General features: G+C 68.7%; 21 protein-coding genes. 14 read left to right on the plus strand and 7 right to left on the minus strand.

Going from position 1 to position 20,441, the window contains the following annotated elements:
• The first annotated feature begins 219 nt into the window (after window positions 1-219).
• Both C5O79_RS20960 and C5O79_RS20965 read left to right on the plus strand, forming a co-directional pair.
• The gene (locus tag C5O79_RS20960) at window positions 220-1,503 is read left to right on the plus strand and encodes an aromatic ring-hydroxylating dioxygenase subunit alpha (RefSeq protein ID WP_039364111.1); all 1,284 of its coding nucleotides are present in this window, start codon (window positions 220-222) and stop codon (window positions 1,501-1,503) included.
• Window positions 1,500-2,003: an aromatic-ring-hydroxylating dioxygenase subunit beta gene (locus tag C5O79_RS20965; RefSeq protein ID WP_122477319.1), complete on the plus strand. Its 504-nt coding sequence runs from the start codon at window positions 1,500-1,502 to the stop codon at window positions 2,001-2,003. The genes C5O79_RS20960 and C5O79_RS20965 overlap by 4 nt, the downstream gene beginning before the upstream one ends.
• Here the strand turns inward: C5O79_RS20965 and C5O79_RS20970 are convergent.
• The gene (locus C5O79_RS20970; protein WP_131931639.1) at window positions 1,978-2,184 is read right to left on the minus strand and encodes a hypothetical protein; all 207 of its coding nucleotides are present in this window, start codon (window positions 2,182-2,184) and stop codon (window positions 1,978-1,980) included. The two genes, C5O79_RS20965 and C5O79_RS20970, sit on opposite strands and share 26 nt — an antisense overlap.
• On the opposite strand from C5O79_RS20970, the gene C5O79_RS20975 reads away from it, so the two are divergent.
• The gene (locus C5O79_RS20975; RefSeq protein WP_011356091.1) at window positions 2,183-2,569 is read left to right on the plus strand and encodes a tautomerase family protein; all 387 of its coding nucleotides are present in this window, start codon (window positions 2,183-2,185) and stop codon (window positions 2,567-2,569) included. The two genes, C5O79_RS20970 and C5O79_RS20975, sit on opposite strands and share 2 nt — an antisense overlap.
• A 77-nt stretch (window positions 2,570-2,646) precedes the next feature.
• On the opposite strand, the gene C5O79_RS20980 is transcribed toward C5O79_RS20975, so the two are convergent.
• Window positions 2,647-4,212 (minus strand): ATP-binding protein, encoded by a 1,566-nt coding sequence (locus C5O79_RS20980; protein WP_131931641.1) that lies wholly within the window; start codon window positions 4,210-4,212, stop codon window positions 2,647-2,649.
• A 144-nt stretch (window positions 4,213-4,356) separates the two neighbouring features.
• Between C5O79_RS20980 and C5O79_RS20985 the strand changes: the two genes are divergently transcribed.
• The 5 genes from C5O79_RS20985 to C5O79_RS21005 all read left to right on the plus strand — a co-directional run bounded on the left by C5O79_RS20985 (window position 4,357) and on the right by C5O79_RS21005 (window position 8,519).
• Window positions 4,357-5,550, plus strand: coding sequence for an acyl-CoA dehydrogenase family protein (locus tag C5O79_RS20985; RefSeq protein WP_131931643.1), 1,194 nt, complete (start codon window positions 4,357-4,359; stop codon window positions 5,548-5,550).
• Window positions 5,551-5,652: 102 nt separating this feature from the next.
• A complete protein-coding gene (locus tag C5O79_RS20990; protein ID WP_131931645.1) occupies window positions 5,653-6,030 on the plus strand; it encodes a hypothetical protein in 378 nt (125 codons plus the stop codon).
• A gap of 8 nt (window positions 6,031-6,038) precedes the next feature.
• A complete protein-coding gene (locus tag C5O79_RS20995; protein WP_131931647.1) occupies window positions 6,039-6,560 on the plus strand; it encodes a nuclear transport factor 2 family protein in 522 nt (173 codons plus the stop codon).
• Window positions 6,561-6,591: 31 nt separating this feature from the next.
• Window positions 6,592-7,716 carry an amidase gene (locus C5O79_RS21000; RefSeq protein ID WP_131931649.1) on the plus strand — a complete coding sequence of 375 codons (1,125 nt, stop codon included), beginning with the start codon at window positions 6,592-6,594 and terminating at the stop codon, window positions 7,714-7,716.
• 59 nt (window positions 7,717-7,775) lie between these two features.
• Window positions 7,776-8,519, plus strand: a complete 744-nt coding sequence (locus C5O79_RS21005; RefSeq protein ID WP_046549559.1) for an SDR family oxidoreductase — start codon at window positions 7,776-7,778, stop codon at window positions 8,517-8,519.
• A gap of 53 nt (window positions 8,520-8,572) precedes the next feature.
• Here C5O79_RS21005 and C5O79_RS21010 read toward each other — a convergent pair whose 3' ends face one another.
• Window positions 8,573-9,205 carry a response regulator gene (locus C5O79_RS21010; RefSeq protein WP_124647762.1) on the minus strand — a complete coding sequence of 211 codons (633 nt, stop codon included), beginning with the start codon at window positions 9,203-9,205 and terminating at the stop codon, window positions 8,573-8,575.
• Between the two features lie 351 nt (window positions 9,206-9,556).
• On the opposite strand from C5O79_RS21010, the gene hpaC reads away from it, so the two are divergent.
• Window positions 9,557-10,102, plus strand: a complete 546-nt coding sequence (gene hpaC / locus C5O79_RS21015; RefSeq protein WP_131931651.1) for a 4-hydroxyphenylacetate 3-monooxygenase, reductase component — start codon at window positions 9,557-9,559, stop codon at window positions 10,100-10,102.
• 20 nt (window positions 10,103-10,122) lie between these two features.
• Here the strand turns inward: hpaC and C5O79_RS21020 are convergent, their stop codons facing one another.
• Both C5O79_RS21020 and C5O79_RS21025 read right to left on the minus strand, forming a co-directional pair.
• Window positions 10,123-11,391 carry a YbfB/YjiJ family MFS transporter gene (locus tag C5O79_RS21020; RefSeq protein WP_131931653.1) on the minus strand — a complete coding sequence of 423 codons (1,269 nt, stop codon included), beginning with the start codon at window positions 11,389-11,391 and terminating at the stop codon, window positions 10,123-10,125.
• A 226-nt stretch (window positions 11,392-11,617) separates the two neighbouring features.
• A complete protein-coding gene (locus C5O79_RS21025; RefSeq protein WP_131931655.1) occupies window positions 11,618-12,163 on the minus strand; it encodes an alpha/beta hydrolase in 546 nt (181 codons plus the stop codon).
• A gap of 117 nt (window positions 12,164-12,280) precedes the next feature.
• On the opposite strand from C5O79_RS21025, the gene C5O79_RS21030 reads away from it, so the two are divergent.
• The 3 genes from C5O79_RS21030 to C5O79_RS21035 all read left to right on the plus strand — a co-directional run bounded on the left by C5O79_RS21030 (window position 12,281) and on the right by C5O79_RS21035 (window position 14,263).
• Window positions 12,281-12,736: an Lrp/AsnC family transcriptional regulator gene (locus C5O79_RS21030; protein WP_046549307.1), complete on the plus strand. Its 456-nt coding sequence runs from the start codon at window positions 12,281-12,283 to the stop codon at window positions 12,734-12,736.
• Window positions 12,737-13,128: 392 nt separating this feature from the next.
• The gene (locus C5O79_RS38825; RefSeq protein WP_006766865.1) at window positions 13,129-13,251 is read left to right on the plus strand and encodes a hypothetical protein; all 123 of its coding nucleotides are present in this window, start codon (window positions 13,129-13,131) and stop codon (window positions 13,249-13,251) included.
• A 58-nt stretch (window positions 13,252-13,309) separates the two neighbouring features.
• Window positions 13,310-14,263 carry a leucyl aminopeptidase (aminopeptidase T) gene (locus C5O79_RS21035; protein ID WP_046549306.1) on the plus strand — a complete coding sequence of 318 codons (954 nt, stop codon included), beginning with the start codon at window positions 13,310-13,312 and terminating at the stop codon, window positions 14,261-14,263.
• A gap of 16 nt (window positions 14,264-14,279) precedes the next feature.
• Here C5O79_RS21035 and C5O79_RS21040 read toward each other — a convergent pair whose 3' ends face one another.
• Complete coding sequence (locus C5O79_RS21040) at window positions 14,280-14,789, minus strand: N-acetyltransferase (protein ID WP_131931657.1); 510 nt, start codon at window positions 14,787-14,789, stop codon at window positions 14,280-14,282.
• 55 nt (window positions 14,790-14,844) lie between these two features.
• Entirely contained in the window at window positions 14,845-15,876 is a 1,032-nt protein-coding gene (locus C5O79_RS21045) for an AraC family transcriptional regulator (protein WP_046549304.1), read from the minus strand.
• A gap of 318 nt (window positions 15,877-16,194) precedes the next feature.
• Here C5O79_RS21045 and C5O79_RS21050 point away from each other — a divergent pair, with 318 nt between their 5' ends.
• Both C5O79_RS21050 and C5O79_RS21055 read left to right on the plus strand, forming a co-directional pair.
• Window positions 16,195-17,910, plus strand: coding sequence for a choline dehydrogenase (locus tag C5O79_RS21050; protein ID WP_131931659.1), 1,716 nt, complete (start codon window positions 16,195-16,197; stop codon window positions 17,908-17,910).
• Complete coding sequence (locus tag C5O79_RS21055; RefSeq protein WP_131931661.1) at window positions 17,897-20,344, plus strand: alpha/beta hydrolase fold domain-containing protein; 2,448 nt, start codon at window positions 17,897-17,899, stop codon at window positions 20,342-20,344. Before C5O79_RS21050 ends, C5O79_RS21055 begins: the two co-directional genes overlap by 14 nt.
• The last annotated feature ends 97 nt before the right edge of the window (window positions 20,345-20,441 follow it).

Consider the following 20,441-nt stretch of genomic DNA (forward strand, 5'->3'; position numbering starts at 1 on the left):
GGCCCGGTCAAATTCCCGCCAAAAATGGCGCCCATGAATCACATGCATGGGCACGACGCCCCGCGAGTCGCCGGTCTAATTATCCATCCTGTTTATTTGATTGCCTTTTTTAGATCAATTTGACGGATGAAAACGTGGCGGCGAAACTGGTCCCGCTATCTGCTCGAGGTCCGCCCGGCCGGGCCTTGCACTTCCTCGCGACTCTTTCCCCACACGACGATGAGCGACATTTCCTACCAGACGATCGACACCAGCGCGTTGCACGGCCTCGCGCAACCCGACCGCATCGCGCCCGCGATGTACCACGATCCCGCGCTGTTCGAAGCCGAGCTCGACCGCATCTTCTACCGCACCTGGATCTGGGTCGCGCACGAAAGCGAGCTGCCGAACCCGGGCGACTTCATCACGACGACGATCGGCCGGCAGCCGGTGATCGTCGTGCGCGACAAGACCGGCGAGATCAACGTGCTGCAGAACCGCTGCCGCCATCGCGGCGCGACCGTGTGCGAATCGCACAAGGGCAATGCGAAGGGCTTCACGTGCCCGTATCACAGCTGGTCGTACGCACTCGACGGCACGCTGCGCGCGCTGCCGTACGGCGACGGCTACGAAGGCGTATGCGAGAAAGGCGACCTGCCGCTCGTGAAGCTGCGCGTCGGCGTGTACCAGGGGCTGATCTTCGCGAGCTTCAACGACGACATCGAACCGCTCGAGGATTTCCTCGGCGGTGCGAAGCCGTGGATCGACCTGTTCATGAAACAGGGCGCCGGCTACCCGATCAAGGCGAACGGCGAGCACAAGTTCAAGTTCAAGGGCAACTGGAAGATCCAGCTCGAGAACACGACCGACCTCTATCACTTCCCGGTCGTGCACAAGTCATGGATGAAGTCGATCGACGACGAGACGGCCGCCGCGATCACGAGCTTCATGACGAGCGAGGACGCATTCTGCCGAGGGCTCGGCAACGGCCACAGCCTCGCGGTGCTGATGCCGGAACTGATCGACCTCGACGAAGACGACGGTGCGCCGCTGCCCGAGCGCTTCGCACCGCTCGCGGCGAAGCTCGCCGAGCGCCACTCGCCGGAACAAGTGCGCCGCATCGTGCGCTCGCTGATGGGCGTCGGCTTCAACCTGAACCTGTTCCCGAATCTCGCGCTGTCGATGGCGTTCTTCCGCGTGCTGCGGCCGATCTCCGCGAACGAAACCGAGATCCGCCATGTTGCGCTCGCGATGGACGGCGGCCCCGACGAAGCGAACCGCGAGCGGCTGCGCATTCACGAGCACTTCCAGGGCCCGTTCGGTTTCGGCAGCCCCGACGACGCGGAAGCATGGGAGCGCGTACAGCGCGGCGCGCACGCAGGCCCCGACGTGCCGATCCTCGTGAATCGCGGGCTGAACCGCGAGACGACCGCCGCGAACGGCGAAAAGACCGCCCATGCGACCGACGAGACCGGCATGCGCGAGGCCTACCAGCAATGGCGCAAGATGATGGAGCAACAATAATGGACGACCGCAACGCCCTCTTTTCCGAGCAGACCTTCGCCCGCGCGGTCGAATTCGTGTGGCGCGAAGCCGAGATGCTCGACCGCCGCGACTATCGCGCGTGGCTCGACCTGTGGGATCCCGCCGGCCATTACGTGGTGCCGATCGATCCCGACACGACCGACTTCGCCGCGACGCTGAACTACGTGTTCGACGACCAGGACATGCGCGAGAAGCGCGTGCAGCGGATGGTGTCCGGGTATTCGGCGTCGGCGGCCGACGCGGCGCGCACCGTGCGCACCGTGTCGCGCTTCACGCTGGAAAGCGGCAGCGCCGGCACCGTCGAGCTGAAATCGGCGCAGGTCGTCGTCGCATACAAGCGCGGCGTCGCGACACTGTTCGCGGCCGATGTCACGCACAAGCTGCACGTCGACGCCGAAGGCGAGATGCGGATCACCGAGAAGGTCGTGCGCCTGATCGATTCGACCGAAGCGCTCAGCGCGATCGGCTTCCTGCTGTAAATGGCCACCGGTTCACCATCGCCAGCGCGACGGTGAGCCGGTCACCTTCACCTGCAAGCGACCACCGGTTCATCACCGCCAACGCAACGGTGAGCCGGTCACCTTCACCTGCAAGCACCGAACGGTTCACCGCCGCCAACGCAACGGTGAGTCGGTCACCTTCACCTTTCCCGACGACCATGCCCACACTCGAAGTTTTCCTGCCGGCCGGCCATGACGACGCCCGCAAGGCCGAACTGATTGCACGGCTGACCGGCGCGACCGTCGATTCGATCGGTGCGCCAATCGAATCGGTGCGCGTGCTGCTGACCGAATTGCCCGCGACGCACATCGGCCTGGGCGGGCGCAGCGCCGCGGACGGCGCGCCGCCGTCGCTGCCGGTGATCGTCGCGATCCTGATCGCCGGCCGCACCGATGAACAGAAACGCGCGCTGATCGCCGCGCTGTCGGAGACGAGCGCCAGCGTGCTCGACGCACCGCTGCAAGCCACCCGCGTGATGATCAAGGACATTCCGAACACCGACTTCGGCATCGGCGGCCAGACCGCGCGGGCGCTGGGGCGCTGACCATGCGCGGCGTGCGGGCCTGCCCGCTCATGCGCGACGATCGCCGGGTGGCGGCGGCATCGCGCACGCCCCCGCGACTATGCGCTTGCATTCGCCTTCATCCCGGCGAGCGGCAGCGTCACGCGGCAGTCGAGCCCGCCGCCATCGGCCCGGCTCGCAGCGATCCGGCCGCCGTGACGCGTGACGATGCTCTTGCACAGCGACAGCCCGATTCCGTTCCCGCCGGCCTTCGACGACGAGAAACCGTCGAACAGCCGGTCGTGCGCATCGGCCGCGATACCCGGGCCGTTGTCGATCGCGCGCAGTTCGGCATCTCCGCCGACGTTCGCGGTGCCGAGCGTCAGCGTGCGCGGCACACGCTCGCAACCGGCGAACGCCTCGATCGCATTGAACGCGAGATTCAGGATCACCTGCCCGATCAGCACACGCTCGCAGTGGATCGGCAGCGGCTCGCCGGCCTGCACGATCGTGACCGTCACGTCGGCCTCCTTCGCGCGCAGTTCGATGAAATACGCGACGTCCGCGAGGATGTCGCGCAGGTCGGCGAGCGCGACGACCGGCTCGCGCTTCACGATGAACTCGCGCACGCTCTTGATGATCAGCGCCGCATGCTCGGCCTGCCGGTCCGCGCTGCGCAGCCCCCAGATCGCGTCGTCGATCGCGCCGCGCCCGTTCAGCCGCTGCACTGCGCCCTCGATGAAATTGCGCACGGCCGCGAGCGGCTGGCTCAGCTCGTGCGCGATCACGCTCGCCATCTCGCCCATCGCGTTGTAACGGCCCGCGTGTTCGAGCATGCGCGCTTCCGCTCGGCGCGCCTCCTCGATCGCGACTTCGTCGCTCACGTCGCGGAACTGCACGAGCAGCCCGTCGAGATCGTCCTCGATCTCGACCTGCCTGCACAGGATGCGCAGCCAGCACGGCGAGCCGTCGCGCCGCACGATCCGGTAGCGCTGCGGCGCGGACGGATACGCGGACGGCGCATCGCGCAGTTGTGCGACGAGCCGGTCGCGGTCGGCCTCGGAGCAGTAGTCGAGCACCTCGCCGAGCGCTTCGTCGGGTGCGAGGCCGAGCACGCGGCGGCCCGATTCGCTGATGAACTGCACGCCGCCGTGCGGCGTGACGACCGCGATGCCTTCGTCGAGGTCCTGCATGAATTCGCGCAGCCGCGCCTCGTAGCGGCGCAGTTGCTGGCGCACCGCCTCTTCCGCGCTGATGTCGCGGAACTGCACCATCACGACGTCGCGCCCGCGCAGCGGCACGTAGGTGGCGGTCGCCTCGGACAGCATGTCGACGCCCGTGCGCGACCGGTAGCACCACTCGTACACCTGCGGCCCGTCGACGAGCGCGCGGTCCCACGCGCTCACGGCGATCTCGCGCTGGTATTTCGGTTCGGGGCGCGTCATGTCCGGCGCCTTCAGCGGCAGCAGTTCCTCGACCGAAAAGCCGAGCGCGATGCACGCGGCACGGTTCGCCCACACGATCGCCTTGGTGTGCGCGTCATGCAGCAGCACACAGGTCGTCAGCGCGTCGAGCAGCCGGTGGAAATCGTCTTCGTCGGGAAAACTCATGATCGGCTTCGGATGAGGCCGCGCGGCATCGCGCAGCCGGAAACCCAACATAGCACCGGCGCGCGCCGCCCGCATCTGAAGATTTCTTTAGTGCGGCACGGAACGTCACCAGTCGCACGGCCCAACGCACCAATTGCTGCGCGTTTTCGGCGTTTCTAGACTGGTTGCATCGTCGTGACCACCCCGCATTCGAACCCCAGTCCGCCCCAGGAGACAGCCATGCCCCACGCCGCCCTCGCCCTCGACACCGCACCGAGCGCTCCCCACGCGGCCGGCGAACCGGCCGCCCGGCTGTCGCCGCTCGACGCCGTGATCGAGACGGTTGCCGCGCGCCGCGAAGAATTCGACCGCCTGTCGCACGTGCCGCGCGACGTGATCGCCTTGTTCAAGGAGGCCGGCATCTATCGCGCGGGCACGCCGCGCCGCTTCGGCGGCGATGCGCTCGCGCCGACCGCGTTCCTCGACATGATCGAACGGATCGCGACCGCCGACGGCTCGGCCGCGTGGGTCGCGAGCTTCGGCTCCGCGAACGTGTATCTCGCCGCGCTGCCGCTCGACACCCAGGCCGAACTGTACGCGAGCGGCCCCGACCAGGTGTTCGCGGGCGGCCTGTTCCCGGTGCAGCCGGCCCAGCCCGCAGCGGGCGGCTGGCGCGTGAACGGCACGTGGAAATTCGCGAGCGGCTGCAAGGGGGCCGACTGGCTCGGCGTCGGCATCGCCGTGCCGGGTGCGCAGGACGCCGCGCCGAACAAGCCGCGCACGGCCGTGTTCCGCGCAGCCGAAGTCGAGATCGTCGAGAACTGGAGCGTGGTCGGCATGCAGGGCACCGGCAGCCATGACCTGCGCGTGGACGACCGCTTCGTGCCCGAAGCGTGGACCTTCGTGCGCGGCGGCGAGCCGACCGTCGACGAGCCGCTGTACCGCTATCCGACCGTCGCGTATGCGGCGCAGGTGCTGGCCGTCGTGAACCTCGGCCTCGCACGCGCGGCGCTCGACGTCGTGAACCGGATGTCGGGCGGCCGGCAGACGACGACGGGTGCACCGCGCCTCGCCGATCGCGCGTACTACCGCATCGAACTCGCGAAGGCCGAAGCGCAACTGCGCTCGGCGCGCGCGTTCTTCTACGACGCAACCGACGGCGTGTGGCAATCGATCCTCGCCGGCAACCCGGTGACGCCCGACCAGGTCAGCCTGCTGCGGCTCGCGGCCACGCAGATCGCACGCGAAGGCGCGAGCGTCGTCGAACGCGCGTACCGCCTCGGCGGCACGGCGGCGATCTATCGCACGCACCCGCTGCAGCGGCTGCTGCGCGATGCGATGGTCGTCACGCAGCACGCGTTTCTCGGCGAAGGCAACTTCGACGGCGCCGGCGCGGTGTTTACCGGCGTCACGCCGTTCCCCGGCTACCTGTAACCCGCGTTTTCCCGAAGCCTTTTTGAACACGCATGACGCCGATGCCGAAGCACCTTCGCCGGCCGGCTCGTACCTTCAACCGTTTCTCCTGGAGAACCTCAGATGTCCGATTCGAATCCGCTGCCGCTGCGCGTCCTGTTCTGCTGCGGCGTGTCGCAAAACTTCTTCGACCTGCCGCGCGAGAAGATCGGCGAAGTGTGGCAGGCGTACGGCGCGATGCTCGCCGCCGTCGAAGCGATGCCCGGCGTGCGCGTGCTCGGCGTGATGGATGACGACCGCCTCGTGGTCGGCCAGGCCGACGGCGCGCCGTGGACCTTCTACATCATGGCCGACGTCGCCGACTTCGACACGACGGTCGCCGTGTGCAACCTGTATCGCACGACGCCGGTCGGCGAATACAACCTGTGGCGCTACGGCAAGATCGAAGCGCGCGTCGGCCGTGCGCTGACGGTGCCGCCGGCCGCGAAGTCGGCGGCGTGAGGCGCGCGATGACCGGCCCGTCTCCCGGCCTGATCGATACGCTCGCGCAGCGCCTGGCGGCGCTCGACGCCGAGCGCGCGGTGCGCGCGACGATCACGCGCTACATGGCGCTGTGCGACGTGCCGGAGGATGCTGGCGACGGTCCGTCGCTCGCCGAGCTGTTCACGGCCGATGCCGTGTGGGAAGGCATCGGCCCGCAGTACGCGCGCAAGTTCGGCCGCCTCGAAGGCACGGCCGCGATCGTCGCGATGCTGGGCCGCTACCTGCCGCCCGATCCGCATTTCGCGGCGAACCTGCACTTCCTGACCTCCGAGTCGATCGAGATCGGCGCCGGCAACGCGAGCGCGCGCGGCCGCTGGATCATGCTGCAGGCGTCGCGCTACGCGGACGGCTCGGCCGAACTGATCGCCGCGCGGCTGACCGTCGATTTCGCGCTGGCCGGCGACGGCTCTGCGTGGCTGATCCGCCATTTCCGCACCGAACGCGTGCTCGACGGCCCCTGGCCGCTCGCCGCCGCGCCACGGTCCTGATGCTTTTCAACGCTTGCTCACGATACCGACCATGACAGGCTTCATCGACACCTTCACGCTCGGCGGCCCCGGCCCCACGATCGCGATCAAGGACACGATCGACATCGCAGGCTATCCGACCCGCGCGGCGAGCCGTGCGCTCGCCGATGCACCGCCGGCCATGCAGCACGCGGACGTCGTCCGCCTGCTGCTCGATGCGGGCTGGCAGATCGCCGGCAAGGCGAACATGCACGAGCTTGCGTTCGGCATGACCGGCATCAACGACTACACGGGCACGCCGGTCAATCCGCAGGACGCGACGCGCATTCCGGGCGGCTCGTCGAGCGGCTCCGCTTCGCTCGTCGGACTCGGCATGGTCGATGCGGCGCTCGGCACCGACACGGGCGGCTCGATCCGCGGGCCGGCTGCCTGCTGCGGCGTGGCCGGACTGAAGCCGACGTTCGGCCGCGTGTCGCGGCGCGGCGTCGCACCCGTCGAAACGACGCTCGATTGCGTCGGGCCGTTCGCACGCGATATCCGCACGCTGGTTGCGGTAATGGCCGCGATCGCGCCGGGCTTCGATCGTGCACAAGCTTCGGCCTCGGCGGCAGGCCGTACGGTGGCGCACGTCACGGTCGATGCCGACCCGGCCATCGCCACCGCGCTCGACGCGGCCGTACGCGCGTCGGGCCTGCACGCGCACGCGGTCGTGCTCGACGAAATGCCGGCTTCATTCGTCGCAGGGCTCACCGTGATCAACGCGGAAACGTCGCGCGCATTCGGCCATCTCGTCGAAACCGGCAAGCTCGGCGCCGACCTCGATGCACGATTGCGTGCGGCCGCAACGACCGCGCCTGCGGCATTGAAAGAAGCCGAAGCCGTGCGCGCACGCTTCACCGCACAGGTCGACGCCGCGCTCGAGCATGCGGACGTGCTCGTGCTGCCGACGCTGCCCGCGCTGCCGATCACGCTGCAGCAGGCGCGCGATGGCGTATCGGTGATCGCGATGTCGTCGCTGATCCGGCCGTTCAACCTGAGCGGCCATCCGGCACTCAGCCTGCCGCTGCCGCTGGCCGGTTCGCCGCTGAAGGCCGGCCTGCAAATCATCGGCCGCAAGGGGGCGGACGAACACGTCTGCGCGATTGCGGCACACTTCGAGACGGCACTCGCCTCATGAACCATGATGCGGGCGCGACATCGACGGATGCGCACTCGCGAACCACGGAAGCACACACCATGTCAGACCGAGTCGTCCTCGTCACCGGCGCCGCGCGCGGGCTCGGCGCCGTCATCGCCGAACGTTTTCATGCGGCCGGTTACCGCGTCGCGCTGGCCGATATCGCCGCCGACGCCATCCACGCGCATGCGCGCGAACTCGACCCGAGCGGCGAACGCGCGATCGCGCTGCCGCTCGACGTCACGTCGAAACGCGATTTCGAAGCCGCGCGCGACGCGCTCGTCGCGCGCTGGGGCACGATCGACGTGCTCGTGAACAACGCGGGCGCATCGAAGGTCGTCCCCGCGATGGAGATCACGGCCGAGCAGTTCGACCAGGTGATCGACGTGAACCTGCGCAGCGTGCTGTTCGGCTGCCAGGTGTTCGGCCAGTATTTCGCGACGCGCGGCGCGGGCCGCATCGTCAACATCGCATCGCTCGCCGGGCAGAACGGCGGCTCGGCGACGGGCGCGCACTACGCGGCCGCCAAGGGCGGCACGCTGACGCTGACCAAGGTGTTCGCGCGCGATCTCGCCGCGCAGGGCGTGACCGTCAACGCGATCTCGCCGGGCCCGCTCGATCTGCCGATCGTGTATGAAAGCGTCGCGCCGGAGAAGCTGCGTCAGGTGCTCGCGAGCCTGCCGGGCGGCAAGCTCGGCTCGGCCGGCTTCGTTGCGGACGCGGCCGTGCTGCTCGCGTCGGGCGACGCGCATTTCGCGAACGGCGCGTGCTGGGACATCAACGGCGGGTTGTACATGCGCTGACCGCTGAGCGCCGTGCATTGCGTGCGGTGCCTCGCCGAAGCCCCGGCGAGGCCCTATCGCGACGCTTCCCCGTCGTCGCCCCACACGACCATCACGTCGCGCACGAGCGCGGCGATCGACGTCGCGCCGAGCTTCTCCTTGATGCTCGCGCGATGCACGTCGACGGTCTTCACGCTGATCGACAGATCCGACGCGATCTGCTTGCTGCCCTTGCCGTCCACCACGCCGCGCAACACTTCCTTCTCGCGCGCGGTCAGCGCATCGAGCCGCTGGCGCAGCTCGCGGTGACGCTGGCTCACCGCATGCCGCTGCTGCGCGAGCCGCAGCGCGCGTTGCACGCGCTCGAGCATCTGCTGCGAGTTGTACGGCTTCTCGACGAAATCGATCGCGCCGTTCTGCAGCGCGCGCACGGACATCGGGATATCGCCGTGCCCGCTGACGAAGATCACCGGCAGCGTCGCGCCACGCGCGTTCAGTTCCGCCTGCACGTCGAAGCCGCTCTTCTCCGGCATCCGCACGTCGAGCACCAGGCACGCGGGCAGGTTCACGTCGAAGCGCGCGAGGAAATCGATGGCGTTCGCGAACCCTTCGGACGCGATGCCGACCGATTCGAGCAGCCACGCGAGCGACGTCCGCATGCCGTTGTCGTCGTCGACGATGTATACGATCGGTGCGGGTGACGTCATCGCGGGTGTCTCACTGAATATCGGTATCGGTATCGCACGCGCCGCATACGGGGCCGGTTCCGGCTCGTCGCACGCGTCGTTCGCTGGGGTGTGCGGCACATCATAACGAGCCGAAAACCCGCTGAAAACCCCTTCACGTGCCGCATGAACGTGCAATCTCCCATATTTTCGCGCGGCACGGCGCGCATCTAGGTAGAACCTTTAGACGCGTTGGCGAGAACGCCATCTCCATCGTCAATCGTGCGAATGGTCGCCGGCATTTTCGCGTCGTACGCTTGGACCATCGTCGGCGATCCGGCGCTGCACCGGCAGCGCCACGCGATCACCGCGTTCGTCCAACCAGGAGCGCCCATGTCTTCCACGACCGATATCCAGCGACCGGCACGCGTCGAGCCGACCGACGCACAGAAGGCCTTCCGGCAAGCGATGGCCCACCTCGGCGCGGCCGTCAACGTGATCACCACCGCCGGGCCGCACGGCCGCTGCGGCATCACCGCGAGCGCCGTGTGCTCCGTCACCGACACGCCGCCGACGCTGCTCGTGTGCCTGAACCGCTCCAGCGCGATGCGTGCGACGTTCGAACGCAATCGCCACGTCTGCATCAACGTGCTGCCGGCCGAACACGAGCAGCTCGCACGGCATTTCGCGGGGCTTACCGACCTGCCGATGGAGCGGCGCTTCGACCTGCCCGTGTGGGATCGCGGCGACCAGGACGTGCCCGTGCTGCGCGACGCGCTCGCGAGCCTGCAGGGCACGATCGCCGACATGAAGGAAGTCGGCTCGCATTCGGTGATGTTCATCGAGGCGACGTCGATCCGCGTGCGCGACGACGGCGACAGCCTGATCTACTTCAGCCGTGCGTTTCATCGCGTGTCGCGCACGGCGTGCGTGCGGTGATTGCCGCCTCTCGCGCGTGATTACGCGGCGGCACGCAACGCGCGCTGCCCGGCCGCGAGCGCGGCGCCGGCGAACAGCGTCAGCGCCGAATACACGAGCCCGCGCGCGAGCCCTGCACTGTCCGACACCCAGCCGATCGCAACCGGCCCGGCGATCTGCCCGAATGCGAAGACCGTCGTGAACGCGCTGATCCCCTTCGCCCAGCCGTCGGGCGGCAGGTTGTGGCGCACGAAAGCCGTCGTCGACGCGACGGCCGACAGGAACGTCGCGCCGAACAGCACGCCCGACGCGAACGCCGCCACCGGATGCACGAACATCGCCGGCATCAGCGTCGCGATGCCGAGCAGCGCGTTGAGCACGGCGAGCGCCTGGCCGCCGCGCATCCGGTCGAGCAGCCCCGACCATAGCCGCGCCGACACGACGGTCGCGACGCCGAGCATCACGTAGAACGCGGCGACCACCGTGCCGCTCATTCCCGCGCCGCGCAGCAGCGCGACGATGAAGGTCATGTAGCCGATATAGCCGACGCCGAACAGGCCGTAACCGGCCAGCGCGAGTGCGAAGCGCGCGGGGCTCGCGGTCGCGGCGGGCACCGCACCGTCCCGCGGGGCGTTCGGAGCCGCATGCACGCGCTCGATGCGGCGTGCGGCCGACCCGGCCACCGCCGAGAACAGCACGCACGCGAGTGCGAGCGCGAACCACGCGGGCTGCCAGCCATGCACACTGCGTGAGAGCGTCGCCGGCACGAGCAGCGACGCGGCGACGATGCCCCATCCGGTGCCGCCGTAGTAGAGGCCGAGCAGCAAACCCGCATCGCGCGGCGATGCCGACGCGAGCCGCGCGGCCAGCACGCCGCCGCTGATGAAGATCAGCGCGCTGCCGACGCCGGTCGCGAGCCGCTGCACGAGCAGCGCGTGCATGCCGGACGTGAGCCCGCACGCGGCCATCAGCAACGCGGTCAGCACGCACCCGGCCGCGAGCAGCGAGCCGGCTCGCCAGCGCCGCGACAGCAACGGAAACGCGAGGGCACCGACCAGGTAGCCGGCCGCGTTCGCGGTGTTCAGCGCGCCGGCCTGCGCGAACGTCCAGCCGAGATCGGCCTTCATCGGCGGCAGCAGCAGCGCATACGAAAAACGCGCGAGGCCGAGCGCGATCGCGCTGCCGAGCGACAGGCAGATCGCGAGCCGCCACGCGGCGATGCGATCGGGGTCACGGTCCGGGTAGGTGCTGGTCGCGCCGGTGCCCGGCCGCGACGGGCCGGCATGTTCCGGTTGCGGCGCTGCGCGCATCGCGTGTCTCCTGTGTCGTTCGAAGCCGTGACGCGTCGTGACGGCGGCACCGATGTTCCGCACGCGGCGATCCCGACTGTCGAGGCTTCCGATTTTGTCGGACGATCATACTCGAGCCGTCGCGGGCCGGCATGCGTGGCCACCAGAAACCCGGCCGCAGCAGCCGGATCGTCCATGCCTCGCCCGCCGCAGTCCGTCGCGTGAGCAGGTCGGCCATTTGCCCGCGCTACCGCCGCAATCCGGCCATGAAGGCGGTGAACAAAGCGCGCCCCTCGGGCCATTCCGCCAATCCCGCCTCCGCATTCAGATGGCCGCGCGGGCCGAGCACCAGCGGTGTCGCGCCACGCTCGCTTGCCCACGCAATGCCGCGCCCGGACGGGTCGTACCCATCCTCCGAACTGGCGATCGCCAGCACCGGCGCGTCACCGAAATCGCCGCCCGGCACATCCGCGAACGCACCGGCCGCAACCGGAAAACGCGGGCCGCCCGGATCGGGCACCGCCACGAGCCACGCACCGCGCACGACGCGCGTCGACGCCGCACGCCAGTGCGCGAACAGCAGGCAACCCAGCGAATGACAGATCAACACCGGCGGCGTCGCGGCTTGCGCAACGGCTTCATCGAGCGCCGCCATCCAGTCGCGCAGGTCGGGCGCATCCCATGACGCCGGCGCCATGCGCACGGCGCCCGGCAGCGCAGCCTCCCAGTGGCTCTGCCAATGATCCGGTCCCGAGTTGCCGATCCCCGGCACGATCACGATCGTCTGGTCCATCTCCGTCTCCATGAATAAGCGAGCTCGCAGTCTGGCTTGCCGGAAACCGGCCGGGAATGGCAAATCATCGGATATTGAGACAATATGCCGATGAATTAACGGAGCGGGAAAGCGGACATGTCGAACGGAGAGCTCGATCGCCTGGATCTTTCGATCCTCGAGGCGCTGCAGGAAAATGCGCGGATGCCGCTGTCCGAAGTGGGGCGCCGTATCGGCCTGTCGCAGCCGGCCACGTCGGAGCGCGTCAAGCGCCTCGAGGAGCGCGGCATCATCGCGGGCTACGGCGCGCGGATCGACCCGGCCGCGCTGGGGTTGGGGATGATGGCCATCATCCGGTTGAAGACGACGCACGAACACATCAAGCCTGCGCTGCGCGCGTTCGCGGAAATGCCGCACGTCATCGAGGTCCACCGGATGACCGGCGAGGATTGCTTCATGCTGAAGGTCCTGGTGCCGACACCGGGACAACTGGAAACCATCATCGATGCGATTGCCCGCTTCGGCGCGGTCACGACGTCGCTGGTGCTGCGGTCCGAGCCGGCCAAGCCGCTCGGCAAGGCGCTGCTCGGTTGACTCGGGCATCGGGCCGCCGGCGCGCCGCCGATGACCGGCGACACGTTCGCGCGCATGCACGGTCGCGGCGAACGCCATCGATCACGATGATCGCGGCGATTGAATTTCCGATGAAAAATCGCCGGATGCAATGCCTCGCTCGAGATTCATATCATTGAAAAAATGACATCGAATCCATCATTCGCTTTATCCGTGTATTACGGCACGCGATCCGCAAATCCCCGTGTTTAGCACGTCTTGGCTAAAAACCTTGCAACGCATTGCATTCGCAAATTCGTCAGACTAATATCAACGCCACTCGCCGCGCATTCACAAAAAGCGTGATGAGGAGTGGCAACTTTTTAGCCGCGCTTTCATGTTGAATCACTCATGTTCACCACAGGAGAATTGACATGCAGGACACCCAGCAGATCGAATTGCTTGACTGGATGCAGGAAGACACACACCCCGAGGCCGTCGACATGATGGTCGAGGACGCCGTGGTGCCGTTCGGCACCGCGCTCTGGCCGGTCTGAGCGGGCCACCCGTTCTCGCGGAAGGGCTGCGGCCCTTCCGCCGCCTCCGGAGACACGCATGCTGAACCTGCACCGCGCACTGGGCTTCCACCCCGCGCTGCGCGACAAGCTGGCGCGCGGCGAGTCGGGAAAACTGCTGGTCGGCCATGACACCCGCAACCGCGACATCGCGTTGCGCGCGTTTTCCGCCCTGCCCGATTCGCTCGACGCGACCACACTCTGCCTCGAAAGCACCCCACCCGCCGACATTGCCGCCGCGCTCGATCGTGCCGATCTGTTCGTGCTGCTGTACGACTCGTCGTGCCTGCCCGCGCCGTCGCCGAGCGGGCCGCCGTTCCTCGCCGCGATCCGCCCTGCGATCGTCGAGCACTGGAGCAAGTCGGTGCTGTTCAAGGATTACGGACCGCATCTCGACGAGGCGTTCGCCGAATCGCTCGACGACATCGCGGCGCGCAACGGCCGGCTGATCGACGCAGCCGCGCACGCCTCGCAGATCCGCTTCATCGACGAAGCCGGCAACACGCTGACGGGCTCGCTCGCGCCGGACCAGAAATGGACGAGCGTGGACGGAATGGGCAACCTCGACGTCGTGCCCGGCGAGATCGCGACGCACGTCACCGACCTCAACGGCTCGGTCGTCTTCAGCGGCACGTTTCTCGGCACCGTGCCGTTCGCGATCAAGTACAAGGTGGCCGAGCAGCTCGCCACGCTGCGGGTCGAAAACAGTACGATCGTCGGGTTCGACACCGGCAACGAAGGCTTCCGGCGCGACTTCTCGACTTATCTCGACCGGCATCCGAATCACCGGCGGATCGAGGAATTCGGCATCGGCACGAACCTCGGGATTCGCGGGTTGTACGGCCGCAACGCGGGGTTCGAGGAACGCCATCCGGGCCTGCACCTCGGGCTCGGCGGCGGCGAAAACGGCAGCCACCATCTCGACCTGATCTTCGCGCGCGGCACGCTCGCGCTCGACGAGCGGATCGTGTTCGACGGCGCGTTCGCCGTCTGACGAAACGGCTGCGCACTCAGGCTTCGGCGGCCTGCGGGTCGCCGAGCCACTTGTACATCACGATGCTGTCGACGAAGCCGAGCCGCGCGTGACGATACGCACGCGGCAGGCGCCCGACGATTTCAAATCCCAGCTTCTGCCATAGCGCGACCGCCACCTCGTTCGTCGACACCACCGAGTTGAACTGCATCGCGAGGAAGCCGCGCTCGCGCGCGACCTGCTGCGAGTGCTCGCACATCACGCGCGCGACGCCACGGCCGCGCGCGGCCTCGCTCACCATGTAGCCGCAGTTGCTCACGTGATTGCCGGGGCCGCCTGCGTTCGCCTTCAGGTAGTACGAGCCCAGGACCACGCCGTCCTCTTCGGCGATCCACGTGCAGAGCGGCGCATCGAGCCACAATGCGCGCGCCGCTTCCTGTGTGGGCGCAGGATCGAATGCGTAGGTTTCCTGAGCAGCGACGATGGCGCGATAGGTCGGCCAGAAGCGCGGAAAATCGTCGTCGGTCATCGGGCGAAGCGTGATCATGCGGGTTCTCTCGTGATTGGACTGTCGGCAGGAATGCCAGCGATCGTACCGTGATTCAGGAACGGCCGCTGCCTCGTTGCGCCGCGCTGCGATATGCGCCCGGCGGCACGCCGTACCAGCGCTTGAACGCCTGCGAGAAGCTCGACAGGTCGCTGAAGCCGAGCCGCTCCGCCACTTCGGCGAGCGACAGGCGCGCGTCGCCGAGCAACGTCTCGGCCATCGCGCCGCGCGCCTGCGCGAGCAGCGCCCGGAACGTCGTGCCCTCCTCCTGCAACCGGCGCTTGAGCGTGCGCGGGCTCGTGTTCATCAGCCGCGCCATGTCCTCGAGCGAGAACGGCGCGGGGCCGGGCGTCGCGCTCAGGTACTGGCGCACCATCTCCGACGTGCCCACGCGCGCACGCCGTGCTTCGAGCAACTGGCCGCACATCTGTTCGCACATCGACACCGTCAGCGGATTCGCGTGCGGCAGCAGCCGGTCGAGAAACACGCGGTCGAAAGCGAGGCTGTTCGCGCGCGCCGAAAAGGCAGGCTCGACGCCGGCGATGCGCGGCACCGCCATGGCGGGCGTGCGCGCCGCCTGCACCGTGAAGCGCGACAACGCGAATGTGTCGTCGCCGATTTCCTGCAGCAGCACGGCCGCGGCCGCCATGTCGCGCTCGACGAGGAACCGGCTCAGCGGGCCATCGAGTTCCGGCGCGCCGAAACCGAGCTCGCACGTGCCGTCTTCCTCTCGGTAGGTGATCACCGTGAACGCATAGGTAAGCGGCAGGAAGCGCAGCGCCAGCGCGAGCGCGTCGCGTGCGGTCGCGCTGGCGATCAGCCCGTAGCCCCACACCCCGTACGCGGAGAAGTGATAACGCTGGCCGACCTCGAACCCGAGGCCCGGCGCGCGCCCGAGCGCGCGCAGCAGGTTGCCGGTCAGCCGCAATTCCTGCGCGGCCGTCACCTCGACCTTCGGATCGTCGAGCTGCGCGTCCGCGAGCCCGGTGCCGGCCAGCAGCGTCGTGTGCGGCACGCCGCGCTCGTCGCCGAAATCGACCAGCAGCCGGGCACTGGCCGGACTCCGGGTGAAATCCCAGAAGCTCATGCGGAGAAACCCTCGAAGCGCCGATTTGGCCCAAATACTAAAACAATTGTCCCGAAGCAGCATTGGTGTTTTCCCATGCGGCCAGCACCATCGGCGTCATCCAGTCGTCGCCCGAACGACGCCATCGCCCTCCGGAGGAGACACCATGCGACCGAGTCGCCCGACCGATCCCGCAGCCTGCTTCACATGCCGGCGCGCCGAATTCACCACGTTCGCCCGCGCCCCCGCGCCGCCACTCGCGCCCCGCCTGGCACACACCGGCCGCCCGTGCACGCTGCCGCGCCCCGCTTGATCCTTCGACCATCGGAGAACGAATCCATGAGCAAGACTTTCGACTACATCGTCGTGGGCGGCGGTTCGGGCGGCAGCGTCGTCGCCGGGCGGCTGACCGAGGACCCGGCCGTGACCGTCTGCGTGCTCGAGGCCGGCGGCCGCGGCGACGGCACGCTCGTCAACGTGCCGACCGGCGCGGTCGCGATGATGCCGACCCGCATCAACAACTGGGCCTTCGACACGGTGCCGCAGCCGGGCCTCGGCGGGCGCATCGGCTACCAGCCGCGCGGCAAGGTGCTGGGCGGTTCGTCGGCCATCAACGCGATGGTCTATATCCGCGGCCATCGCGTCGACTACGACGGCTGGGCCGCGCTCGGCAACGAAGGCTGGGGCTACGACGACGTCCTGCCGTACTTCCGCCTGAGCGAGCACAACGAGCGCTTCGACGATGCGTGGCACGGCCGCGACGGCCCGCTGTGGGTGAGCGACCTGCGCACCGGCAACCCGTTCCATGCGCGCTACCTCGAGGCCGCGCAGCAGGCCGGCCTGCCGCTCACCGACGATTTCAACGGCGCGCAGCAGGAAGGCATCGGCATCTACCAGGTCACGCAGAAGCACGGCGAACGGTGGAGCGCGGCGCGCGCGTACCTGCTGCCGCACGTCGGCCGCCGCGACAACCTGACGGTCGAGACGCACGCGCAGGTGCTGCGCATCCTGTTCGACGGCACGCGCGCGATCGGCGTCGAGGTGCGGCAGCGCGGCGAGGTCCGCACGCTGCGCGCGCGGCGTGAAGTCGTGCTCGCGGCCGGCGCCTTGCAAACACCGCAGTTGCTGATGCTGTCGGGTGTCGGCCCGGGCCGCGCGCTCCAGCAACAGGGCATCGCCGTGCACGCCGATCTGCCCGGCGTCGGCCGCAACCTGCAGGATCATCCGGATTTCATCTTCGGCTACCGCACGCGCAGCGTCGACACGATGGGCGTGTCCGTGGGCGGCGGCCTGCGCATGTTGCGCGAGCTGGCACGTTTTCGCCGCGAACGGCGCGGGATGCTGACGTCGAATTTCGCGGAAGGCGGCGGCTTCCTGAAGACGCGCGCCGAGCTCGACGCGCCGGACATCCAGCTGCACTTCGTCGTCGCGCTCGTCGACGATCACGCGCGCAAGCTGCACGCCGGCCACGGGCTGTCGTGCCACGTGTGCCTGCTGCGCCCGCGCAGCCGCGGCTCGGTCACGCTGAACAGCGCCGATCCGCTCGCGGCGCCGCGCATCGATCCCGCGTTCTTCGACGACCCGCGCGACCTCGACGACATGGTCGCGGGCTTCCGCCTCACACGACGGCTGATGGAAGCGCCGGCGCTCGCCGGCTGGACCACGCGCGACCTGTTCACCGCGAACGTCGACACCGACGACGAAATCCGCGACGTGCTGCGGCGACGCACCGACACCGTGTATCACCCGGTCGGCACGTGCCGGATGGGGCACGACGCGCTCGCCGTCGTCGATCCGCAACTGCGCGTGCACGGCCTCCAGGGGCTGCGCATCGTCGATGCGTCGGTGATGCCGACACTCATCGGCGGCAACACCAACGCGCCGACGATCATGATCGCCGAGAAGGCCGTCGACCTGATCCGCGGCGTGTGCCGCACGTCGGTACAGCCGCGAGACGAAACCGTCAGGATTGCGACGGATCGCGACACCGCTCCTGCCGTGCATGCCGCACACGATGCCGTCCAGCCGGAGGAGACCCGCCATGTTGTCGCCTGATACCGCTCGCGCCGCCGGCTCCGCCGCCCCGCTCTCGGCGATCATCATCGGCGCCGGCTTCGCCGGTATCGGCATGGCGATCGCGCTGCAACGCGCCGGCATCCACGACTTCACGATCGTCGAACGCTCGCACGATGTCGGCGGCGTATGGCGCGACAACCGCTACCCGGGCGCCGCCTGCGACGTGCCCTCGCACCTGTACTCGTTTTCGTTCGAGCCCAATCCGGCGTGGTCGCGCGTGTTCGCGCCGCAGCCCGAAATCCATGCGTACCTGCAGCATTGCGCGCGCAAGTACGGGCTCGCACGCTACCTGCGTTTCGGCGCCGAGGTCGCGCACGCCCGCTACGACGAAGCCGCCGCGCTGTGGCGCGTCACGCTCGCCGACGGCACGACGCTCAGCGCCGCCGTGCTCGTCAGCGGCACCGGGCAGTTGAGCCGCCCCGCGATGCCCGACCTGCCCGGCATCGACACGTTTCGCGGCCGCGCATTCCACTCCGCGCACTGGGATCACGACTATTCGCTAGCCGGCAAGCGCGTGGCGGTCGTGGGCACCGGCGCGTCGGCGATCCAGTTCGTCCCGGCGATCGCGGGCGACGTGAAGCAGCTGGTCGTATTCCAGCGTTCGCCGGCCTATGTGATGCCGCGCCCCGACCGCGCGTACCGCCCGTGGGAGAAAGCGCTGTTCCGCCGGTTGCCGTGGGCGATGAAGCTGCATCGCGCCTCGATCTACCTGCGCTATGAATCGCGCGCGATCGCGTTCACGCGCCTGCACACGTTGATGAAGATCGCGGTCGGCCGGCCGTTCCACGCGCTGCTCGCGCGCGACGTGCCGGACCCCGCGTTGCGTGCGCGGCTCACCCCCGACTACCCGATCGGCTGCAAGCGCATCCTGCTGTCGAGCGACTACCTTGCCGCGATGAGCCGCGACAACGTCGAACTCGTCACGCAGCCGATCCGGCGCGTGACGGAGGGCGGCATCGAGACCGCCGACGGCATGCACCATCCGGTCGACGCGATCGTGTACGGCACGGGTTTCGCCGCGACCGAGTTCCTGTCGCCGATGCGCATCACGGGCCGCGACGGGCTCGACCTGAACGACGCGTGGCGGCGCGGTGCGCAGGCGTATCTCGGGCTCACCGTGCCCGGCTTTCCGAACTTCTTCATGCTGTACGGCCCGAACACCAACCTCGGCCATAACTCGATCGTGTACATGCTCGAAAGCCAGATCGCGCACGTGATGCGCTGCGTGCGTGCGATGCGGCGCGACGGTGCGCGCGAGATCGACGTCGACGCGCGCCGCTACCGGCGCTTCAACGTGCATGTGCAGCAACGGCTCGAAGGTTCGGTGTGGAACAGCTGCAAAAGCTGGTACGTCGATGCGTCGGGTCACAACAGCACGAACTGGCCGGGCTTCACGCTGACCTACCGGTGGATCACGCGCTTCACCGGGATGTCCGCTTACCGCTTCACGCATCCGCTGCCCGGGTCGGTCGCACCGGCGCGCGACGTGGTGATCGCGCCGCCCGCCGGGCGGCTGGAGGCCCTCACGGCCGCATCGCTGCGCGGCTTCCTGCGGGTGGCCTTCCGGCCGCTGATCGGGCCGCCGTTCGGCGCGCGCATGCAGCGCCGTGTCGTTGCGCTGCTGTCGCCGCTGATGCCGGGCACGAGCGGCACGCTGCGCTACCGCACGTCCGCGCACCGCGTGCCGGTCGAAGTGGTCGCGCCGAAACGCGGCGACACGGGCGGCGCGATCCTCTACCTGCACGGCGGCGCATTCTGTCTCGGCGGCCCGCACACGCATCGCGGCGTGACGACGCGGCTCGCGAACGAGGCCGGCCTGCCGGTGTGGGTGCCCGATTACCGGCTGGCCCCCGAGCATCCGAGCCCGGCCGCGCTCGACGATGCACTGGCCGTCTACGATGCCATGCGCGCGCAGGGCCATGCGCCGCACCGGATCGTGATCGCCGGCGATTCGGCCGGCGGTGCGCTGGCGCTGGCACTGGCCATTGCGCTGCGCGAGCGCGGCGAGCCGGCTGCCGCCGCGCTGCTGCTGATCTCGCCCGTGACCGATCCCGCGCTCGGCGGCGCGACGCTGGCTACGCGCCGTCACGACGATCCGATGATCCGCCGCGGCTGGCTCGAACAAGGGCTGCGCTGGTATCACGGCGCCGGTTCAGTGGCGGCCCGCGGCCCGCTCGACACCGACCTGCGCGGCCTGCCGCCGATGCTCGTCCAGGCCGGCGACCAGGAGGTCCTGCTGTCGGATGCGCAGCGGCTGGCCCGTCATGCGCAGGCCTGTGGCGTGCCGTGCCGGCTGGAGATTCATGCGGCGCGCTGGCACGTGTTTCATCTGCAGGCGTTTTATCTGCGGTCGGCACGCGATGCGCTGCGGACGCTGGCGGGGTTTGCGGCGCAGCGGGTGGCATTGGGATAAAGAAGAAGTTAATGGAACAAGCGGTCGGGGGCCAGACAGATATGTCTACCTCGGTCGCTTCAAAAAACCAGTTACGTCCCGGTCAAAATTGACTGAA

Origin of the sequence: Burkholderia sp. SRS-25 (assembly GCF_004343765.1) — a bacterium.
GTDB lineage: Bacteria > Pseudomonadota > Gammaproteobacteria > Burkholderiales > Burkholderiaceae > Burkholderia > Burkholderia contaminans.